The 7,114-nt window shown below is 69.4% G+C and carries 7 protein-coding genes, 1 tRNA gene and 1 pseudogene; 3 read left to right on the forward strand and 6 right to left on the reverse strand.

All coding sequences use genetic code 11. The features are described 5' to 3' along the window. Window positions 1-37: 37 nt before the first annotated feature. On the reverse strand, window positions 38-220 hold the full coding sequence (locus QQJ79_RS09060; protein ID WP_284222603.1) for a hypothetical protein: 183 nt from the start codon (window positions 218-220) through the stop codon (window positions 38-40). A 99-nt stretch (window positions 221-319) separates the two neighbouring features. On the opposite strand from QQJ79_RS09060, the gene QQJ79_RS09065 reads away from it, so the two are divergent. Continuing rightward, window positions 320-394, forward strand: a tRNA-Thr gene (locus tag QQJ79_RS09065). A 326-nt stretch (window positions 395-720) separates the two neighbouring features. Here QQJ79_RS09065 and QQJ79_RS09070 read toward each other — a convergent pair. The 3 genes from QQJ79_RS09070 to QQJ79_RS09080 all read right to left on the reverse strand — a co-directional run bounded on the left by QQJ79_RS09070 (window position 721) and on the right by QQJ79_RS09080 (window position 3,588). After that, window positions 721-1,272: a hypothetical protein gene (locus QQJ79_RS09070; RefSeq protein ID WP_284222604.1), complete on the reverse strand. Its 552-nt coding sequence runs from the start codon at window positions 1,270-1,272 to the stop codon at window positions 721-723. 130 nt (window positions 1,273-1,402) lie between these two features. Beyond that, window positions 1,403-1,894, reverse strand: a complete 492-nt coding sequence (msrB, locus tag QQJ79_RS09075) for a peptide-methionine (R)-S-oxide reductase MsrB (RefSeq protein WP_284222605.1) — start codon at window positions 1,892-1,894, stop codon at window positions 1,403-1,405. A 203-nt stretch (window positions 1,895-2,097) separates the two neighbouring features. Continuing rightward, the gene (locus QQJ79_RS09080) at window positions 2,098-3,588 is read right to left on the reverse strand and encodes a hypothetical protein (RefSeq protein WP_284222606.1); all 1,491 of its coding nucleotides are present in this window, start codon (window positions 3,586-3,588) and stop codon (window positions 2,098-2,100) included. A 219-nt stretch (window positions 3,589-3,807) separates the two neighbouring features. On the opposite strand from QQJ79_RS09080, the gene QQJ79_RS09085 reads away from it, so the two are divergent. Continuing rightward, a complete protein-coding gene (locus QQJ79_RS09085) occupies window positions 3,808-5,820 on the forward strand; it encodes an acetyl-CoA carboxylase biotin carboxylase subunit (protein WP_284222607.1) in 2,013 nt (670 codons plus the stop codon). Between the two features lie 3 nt (window positions 5,821-5,823). Here QQJ79_RS09085 and QQJ79_RS09090 read toward each other — a convergent pair whose 3' ends face one another. Continuing rightward, the gene (locus tag QQJ79_RS09090) at window positions 5,824-6,087 is read right to left on the reverse strand and encodes a hypothetical protein (protein ID WP_284222608.1); all 264 of its coding nucleotides are present in this window, start codon (window positions 6,085-6,087) and stop codon (window positions 5,824-5,826) included. A 151-nt stretch (window positions 6,088-6,238) separates the two neighbouring features. On the opposite strand from QQJ79_RS09090, the gene QQJ79_RS09095 reads away from it, so the two are divergent. Continuing rightward, window positions 6,239-6,739: a DUF805 domain-containing protein gene (locus QQJ79_RS09095; RefSeq protein ID WP_284222609.1), complete on the forward strand. Its 501-nt coding sequence runs from the start codon at window positions 6,239-6,241 to the stop codon at window positions 6,737-6,739. A gap of 12 nt (window positions 6,740-6,751) precedes the next feature. Here QQJ79_RS09095 and QQJ79_RS09100 read toward each other — a convergent pair. Then, a pseudogene (locus QQJ79_RS09100) lies at window positions 6,752-7,114 on the reverse strand (hypothetical protein); the annotation flags it as partial.

Here is a 7,114-nt window from a genome sequence, read left to right on the forward strand (position 1 = left end):
CCTTGCGAAAGGCCGACGTCCGTCCGGCCGATGACATTCAGTTGCTCGGCTTTGCAGGCTTGGCGGACCGCGCGGCCGCCTTGCGCCGTTTCAGATTGTCCCGCAGGGCCGTGGCCAGCCGCTGGGCCCGTGCTGTCGCGGGCGTTTTCGCCGGCGCCAGGGGGTCCGGCAGGCTCGCCGGCAGGTCGGGTCGGGGCGCGGCGGTCTCGGACTCATCCATGCGCCGATCAGACCCGCAGTCGAACTTTTCCGCAAGCGGCTGCAATCGGGGCTTCCCCCTTTGTCCCCGGTTGGCTATAGGGCCGCTTCCTCAGATCAGGCCGCCGTAGCTCAGTGGTAGAGCGCATCCTTGGTAAGGCTGAGGTCGTGGGTTCGATTCCCCCCGGCGGCACCACCTCTGAAGACAGAAAGGGCGGAGCTTTTACAGCTCCGCCCTTTTCCGTTCCGGTGCCTGCAACACGCTGCACCGGCATCCTGTTCAAGCCCTGGACCTTGTCATCCCGGACGCCGCAACGCGGCGATCCGGGACGTGGGAGCACAATCATCCGACCGCCCGGAAGGCGCGTCAGCGGCTATCCGGGCGACACGTCAGGACAGACAGCGTGGCGGCGACCTGTCTCCCGGACAATCGCGTGGCGATTTCCGGGAGGTCCGGACCAATTGGACATCCCGTCCCGGCTCTCCGCTTCGCTTCGGCCGGGATGACAAGGGTCCGGACCGTCAGTCGCCGGCGCGATTCGGCTGGATCAGCGGGTAGCGCCGCGGCGGGCCGTTCGGCCGCATAAGGCGGCTCTCATATTCTCCCGCCGCCTGCGGCGACTGGTAGCCCGGGAAGGCGTAACCGCTGTCGTCATAATAGGGCTGCTCAAGGCCGGACCCGTAATACGCATAGCCGTTCTCGACCTGCCGGTAGCTGAGGTCCAATCGCCCATGCTCCCCGACCGGCAGCGAAACCGCCGCGCCATAGTCGCGATAGCCGCCGGTGCCGATGCCGAAACTGACCTCGCCGTGCATCTTGCGATCGTCGGCCGGCTCGTTCGCGGTCTCTCCCCAGGGCTTGTCAGCCGTCGAGCGCCCGGCGATCCAGCGATCGATCTGCTGATCCGTGGTCAGGCCGTGCGGCACGGCGTCCTGGGTCGCGCCGGCGGTCGAGGCGGCGACCGGCCGGGCCGAGGCTTCGAGGTCGACGGTGGTGGCGGGGGCGGTGGCGACGACGCCGTCAGGATCGGAGGCCAGCAGCGCGGCCGTCAGGATCAGTGCGAAAACGGCCATGCGACGGACTCCACTCGAAACCTCACCCTAGCCTCAAATGAGGCCAGAGCGTGATCCCGAAAAGTGTTCGCGGTTTTCAGAATAGATCATGCTTCGCGCAAAAAGCCGCCCGGCGCAGCGCGCCGGGCGGTCAGGCCGTCCCGTCGCCGCGTCCCAGCGGGTCTGGCAGCCGCCCGCCCTCGGGCACGAAGGTCAGGGCCACCGAATTGATGCAGTAGCGCAGGCCGCCGGGCCCCGGTCCGTCCGGAAACACATGGCCCTGGTGGCTGTCGCAGCGGGCGCAGCGGGTCTCGGTGCGGGTCATGCCGTGGGACCGGTCGGTGATCGCACGGACGTGCGCCGGATCGACCGGCTCGGTGAAACTGGGCCAGCCGGTGCCGCTCTCGAACTTGGTCCCGGTCCGGAACAGCGGCAGGCCGCATTCCCGACAGCAGAACACCCCCGCCCGCTTCTCGCCCAGCAACGTTCCGCAGAACGGCGCCTCGGTGCCGTGCGCCAGCAGAACGCGCTTCTCTTCGGCGGACAGGTCCGCCTCCAGCGCCACCCGCTGGCTGTCGCTGGGGGGCGTGAGGTCATAGCCGGATGAGGAACGCAGGGCTTGAGCGGTGTCTGGATCGGTCATGGCGTTGAGATAGGAAGCGCCGGCCGAGGGTTCCAGTGATGAGTTCCTTCCCCCCTCGCGGGGGAAGGTGGCTCGCATAGCGAAAGGGATGGGGGCTCAGTCATCGCTCCGGATACGAAAAAAGGGGACTGCCAGCGGCAGTCCCCCCATCCGGGCCGCTTCCGGCCCACCTTCCCCCGCAAGGGGGGAAGGGTCATGCAGGTTTACTGGAACAGCGTCCCGACCCAGGCCCGGACGGCCGTCTCGTCGACGGGGTTGCCGGTGTAGGTCAGGCCCTGGGCCGGGGTGTAGGGCTGGTTGTTGGCGCGCGGGCGCGAGGTCCAGGCCTTGTGGCCGTAGCTCAGGTCCGAATAGTTCGACGGCAGGCGCAGCAGCGTCGGCTCGACGAAGATCGAGTCGGTGGCCGTGGTCGAACCGGCGATGCGCACGTTCGGCAGTCTGGACAGCAGGTCCAGGGTGTCGAGGCAGCCGCCCGAGCAGCCGGCGTCGACCAGGACGATCACCGGCCCCTGGACGGGGTTGGGCGCGCCGGTGTCGGCCACGGCGGGGCGGCCCGCGAGGGTGAAGGTCGGACGGCCGGCGGCGATGGCGGCGTCATAGGCGGCCACGATCTCGCGCGTCTGCTCGATCACCGACATGGATTCCTGGACGAAATAGGGATCGGCCTCCATGCGGCCGAGCGCGGCGGCGTACCAGTCGCGGTTGCCCTGGGTGGCGCGGTAGGTGATGTCGCCGGCGGCCGGCTGGCGGCTGACGGTGAACTCGGGCGTCCAGATGCGGTTGGCCAGGCCATAGCCGCGCGCGGTCGAGGAGTTCTCGCCCGAGCCCGAGGCCGCGCGCAGGTCGAGGACAAAGCCCTGAGGTCCGCGCAGGGTCGCGGCCTGGGCCTCGACGGCGGCGTTGAAAGCAGGCCAGCCGGCGGTGTCGGCGAAGGAGTGGACATGCAGCCAGGGCCGGCCGTTGACCGTCTCCACCGCCAGCGGGGTGGCGGGCGGCATATAGACGGTGGCGCGGTAGGCGGCCTCAAGATCGCCGGCGACGACCGGGATGGGGCGGATCTGCAGTTCACGCGGACGGCCGCGCCCGGACTGGAAGCTGCACTGCGACGGCACGCCCGCCGTGAAGGGATTGTTGCGGTTCCACATCAGATAGGGCGCCGAGGTGACGCGGCCGGCCTCGGTCTCGAGGTTGCCCTCCCAGCGGTCCAGCTTGGCGCGGGCGAATTCCTCGATCGGGGTGACATTGCACTCGGTCACCACGTCGCCGACCCGCGGCGCGCCGCGCGTGCCCGGCTTCACATAGGTCACGACATAGCGGCCGTTGCGCCAGCCGGTGGCGAAGCCCGGCCAGCTGGTGCCGAAATAGGGGCCCATGCCCTCGAAGGTCGGGCTGACCCGGATGTTCGAATCGCGGAAGCCGCCGGCGTAATAGCGCAGCAGATAGGCGTGGCTGTCGCCGCTGTTCACGCGCGAGGCCAGACCGAGGGATTCCTGCAGTCCGCTGTCGAGCCAGGCCCGGAAGCCCTGGCTGGCCGCGCCCGGCACCGCCGGCGCCGGATGGTTGGCGGCCAGTTCGTCATGCGACCGCTGCAGATCCTGCCGGGCCAGGGCCCGGAAGTCCTGGGCGGAGGCGGCGCCGGCGCTGACGACGAGGGACAGGGCGGCGGCGGCGGCGAAGGTAAGCGGTCGGGACATCAGGTCAGGCTCCAGGCCAGTAAGCGGGACAGGGACGGATCAAGATTGAAGGGGCGGGGATGAACGGAACTGGAACGGGTTAAACCCCATCGGAACCGCCCTTGCCAAGCCCATACCCGGCTCAGGTGAACGCCCCTCCGGTTTACTCCCGCTGGATCGCGGCCTAATCGGGGCGGTCCCTTCACGCCGCGATCACGTTCGCTTCAGATTCAAAGACGCATGTTCTCCAAAATCCTGATCGCCAACCGCGGCGAAATCGCCGTCCGCATCATCAAGACCTGCCGCCGCATGGGCATCAAGACGGTGCAGGTCTATTCCGAGGCCGACGCCGGCTCCCTGGCCGTCGAGATGGCCGACGAATCCGTCCTGATCGGCCCCGCCCCCGCGGCCCAGTCCTATCTGCTGGCCGACCGGATCGTCGAAGCGGTGCGCCAGACCGGCGCCGAAGCGGTCCACCCCGGCTTCGGCTTCCTCTCCGAGAACGCCGGCTTCGCCCGCCGCCTGCGCGACGAGGGCATCGCCTTCATCGGCCCCAACCCCGAGGCCATCGAGGCCATGGGCGACAAGATCAGCTCCAAGAAGCTGGCCGCCGCCGCCGGCGTCTCCACCGTCCCCGGCCACATGGGGCTGATCGAGACGACGGAAGAGGCGATCACCATCGCCAACGGGATCGGCTATCCGATCATGATCAAGGCCTCGGCCGGCGGCGGCGGCAAGGGCATCCGCGTGGCCCACTCCGACGCCGACATGGCCGAGGGCTTCGCCGCCGTGAAGGCCGAGGCCCTGAACGCCTTCGGCGACGACCGCGTCTTCCTCGAGAAATTCATCATCGACCCGCGCCACATCGAAATCCAGGTGATGGGCGACAAGCACGGCAATGTCGTCCACCTGTTCGAGCGCGAATGCTCGATCCAGCGCCGCAACCAGAAGGTCATTGAGGAGGCCCCCTCCCCGCTGCTGGACCAGGCCACCCGCGACGCCATGGGCGCCCAGGCCGTCGCCCTCGCGAAGGCCGTGAACTACGACAGCGCCGGCACGGTCGAGTTCGTAGCCGGTCAGGACCGCTCGTTCTTCTTCCTTGAGATGAACACCCGGCTGCAGGTCGAGCACCCAGTGACCGAACTGATCACCGGCGTCGATCTGGTCGAACAGATGATCCGCTCGGCCTGGGGCGAGAAGCTGGCCTTCGCTCAGAAGGACCTGGCCATCAACGGCTGGGCCATCGAGAGCCGCATCTACGCCGAGGACCCCTACCGCGGCTTTCTGCCCTCGATCGGCCGGCTGGTTCGTTATGAGCAGCCCGAGGAAGGCGATCAGGGCGACTACACGGTCCGCAACGATTCCGGCGTCCGCGAGGGCGACGAGATCTCGATGTTCTACGATCCCATGATCGCCAAGCTCTGCGCCTGGGGCGAGACCCGCGACGCCGCCGTCGACGGCATGGCCCGGGCGCTGGAGGACACCCACATCCACGGCGTCGGGCACAACATTCCCTTCCTCGCCGCCGTCATGGACCAGCCCCGCTTCCGCTCGGGCCATATCTCGACCAGCTATATCAAGGACGAATTCCCCGACGGCTTCCACGGCCTCCTGCCCGACCGCCGCCAGACCGACATCCTGATCGCCACGGCCGCCGCCATGAACGAGATCGCCTCGGAACAGTCCGGCGATCCGTCCGGCCGCACTGACTGGATCGTCCTGATCGCCGCCCAGGGTCCGTGCCATCCCGCCGGCCCCGGCGACGCCCACGGCGTCTCCCTCGGCTATGACGACGACGAGGCCCTGACGCTGGACCTCGCCGGCGAGGACCGCGCCCTGCAGCTCTCCGACATCGACTGGCGCCCCGGCCTGGCCCAGTTCCGCGCCGCCCTGGACGGCGTCCCCTTCACGGCCGAGGTCAGCCGCGTGGCCGACGGCTTCGTCATCCGCACCCGCGCCGCCCGCGCCCGCGTCCGCGTGCTGAGCCCCGCCGTCGCCGCCCTCTACGCCCGCCTGCCGGAAAAGGTCGCCGCCGACACCTCGAAACTGATCCAGTCCCCCATGCCGGGCCTCGTCGTCTCCATCCCGGTGACCGTCGGCCAGGAGGTCAAGACCGGCGAGACCGTCGCCATCATCGAGGCCATGAAGATGCAGAACATCCTCAAGGCCGAGCGCGACGGCGTGGTGAAGTCCGTCGGCGCCGCGGCGGGCGATCCCGTGGCGGCGGACGACGTGCTGGTGGAGTTCGAATAGGCCTCAGTCCCGCCGCGTGAACCTCAGCCCGCGCAGCAGCGGATCGCTGTAGCTGAAGCCCACGACCTCGCCGTCCGCGTTCCGGTGGAACCGCGCGATCATCGAGCCTCGCCGGAACACGTCCGGCGACGCCGCCGGCAGCTCCAGCCCCCCTAGCGACCCTCGCCCGAACCGCACGGCCACGCCCCCGTCGGCGGCGATGACCTCGGCCGACGCGGCCGACTCCCCGGCGTAGCATCCGGCATAGGCGTGCAAGGCAGGCGGCATGGCGGCGTCCCGGTCAGCGGAGCCTGCACCCTGACCGCCGGCCGGGTGAGCGGCATGAGCGAAACCTGAGCATTCGCTGAGACCGGGCCTGCGCGGCATGGTTGCCGCCCCTGACAACCTGTGCGACCTTTCCGCGGGAAAGGGGCGCGCCATGGACATGTTCAGCTTTTCCGGGCGGGCGAACCGCATGGACTTCTGGCTGGTGTCCATGGGACTGTCCTTCCTGCAGGTGCTGGTCACCCTGCTGGCGGGGCTGATGATCGGCATGCTGGCCCTGAGCTGGCTGCCGGCCGAACAGAAGCCGATCGCAGCAGCGGCGTTCGGACTGATCGTTCAGCTGCTCTTCCTCTGGCCGATCACCGCCGTCGCCGTCCGGCGCTCGCACGACCGCAACATGTCGGGCTGGTGGTATGGGGCCTCCGCATTGTTCGGCCTCGGCGTGGTGATCGCCGCCACGGGCCTGCAACTGCTCAGCGTACCGGAGGGGGAGAACGAGGCCCTGATCTTCGACGCCCTGAACCTCGTGCAGATCGCCATATGGCTGGTGTTCCTGGTCATCCTCGGGTTCCTGCCGGGCACCCCGGGCGCCAACCGGTTCGGGCCCTCGCCGAACTCGCGGCAGGAAAACTATCGGGCGCCGGCCATCGACTAGCCGCCCCGGGGCCTACCGCCCCCTGAGCATATCCCCCCAGCGCCACGCTCCCTTGCCCAGAACCAGCCTCGGCCCGCCCGCCGCATCGCTGAAACTGATCAGCACCAGCCCCCGCATCGGTTGGGCGCGGCAGGCCTGGGGAGCGAAGGCGACCTCCATGGCGATGGCCTGACGCACCCCGGCCAGACCCTCGCCCGCCTCGCCCGGATTGCGGATCCAGTCGCCGTTCCAGACCAGCAGGGCCTTGCCCGGACCGACCTCGCCCTGGGCGCGCGCGACGGCGGCCCGGACCTCGGGGTCGTCGCGCAGGGCGTCCTGCAGCCAACGGACCATGTCGCAGCCGCCGTCGCCCGCGCCGGAGCCGCCGGCTCGGCC

Origin of the sequence: Brevundimonas denitrificans (assembly GCF_030160755.1) — a bacterium.
Lineage (GTDB): Bacteria > Pseudomonadota > Alphaproteobacteria > Caulobacterales > Caulobacteraceae > Brevundimonas > Brevundimonas denitrificans.

Bases quoted from the DNA above. Each gene is read 5' to 3' on its own strand.
- QQJ79_RS09070 (WP_284222604.1), bottom strand. From the start codon at position 1,272: ATGGCCGTTTTCGCACTGATCCTGACGGCCGCGCTGCTGGCCTCCGAT.
- QQJ79_RS09085 (WP_284222607.1), top strand. From the start codon at position 3,808: ATGTTCTCCAAAATCCTGATCGCCAACCGCGGCGAAATCGCCGTCCGC.
- QQJ79_RS09090 (WP_284222608.1), bottom strand. From the start codon at position 6,087: ATGCCGCCTGCCTTGCACGCCTATGCCGGATGCTACGCCGGGGAGTCG.
- QQJ79_RS09060 (WP_284222603.1), bottom strand. From the start codon at position 220: ATGGATGAGTCCGAGACCGCCGCGCCCCGACCCGACCTGCCGGCGAGC.
- msrB (WP_284222605.1), bottom strand. From the start codon at position 1,894: ATGACCGATCCAGACACCGCTCAAGCCCTGCGTTCCTCATCCGGCTAT.
- QQJ79_RS09080 (WP_284222606.1), bottom strand. From the start codon at position 3,588: ATGTCCCGACCGCTTACCTTCGCCGCCGCCGCCGCCCTGTCCCTCGTC.
- QQJ79_RS09095 (WP_284222609.1), top strand. From the start codon at position 6,239: ATGGACATGTTCAGCTTTTCCGGGCGGGCGAACCGCATGGACTTCTGG.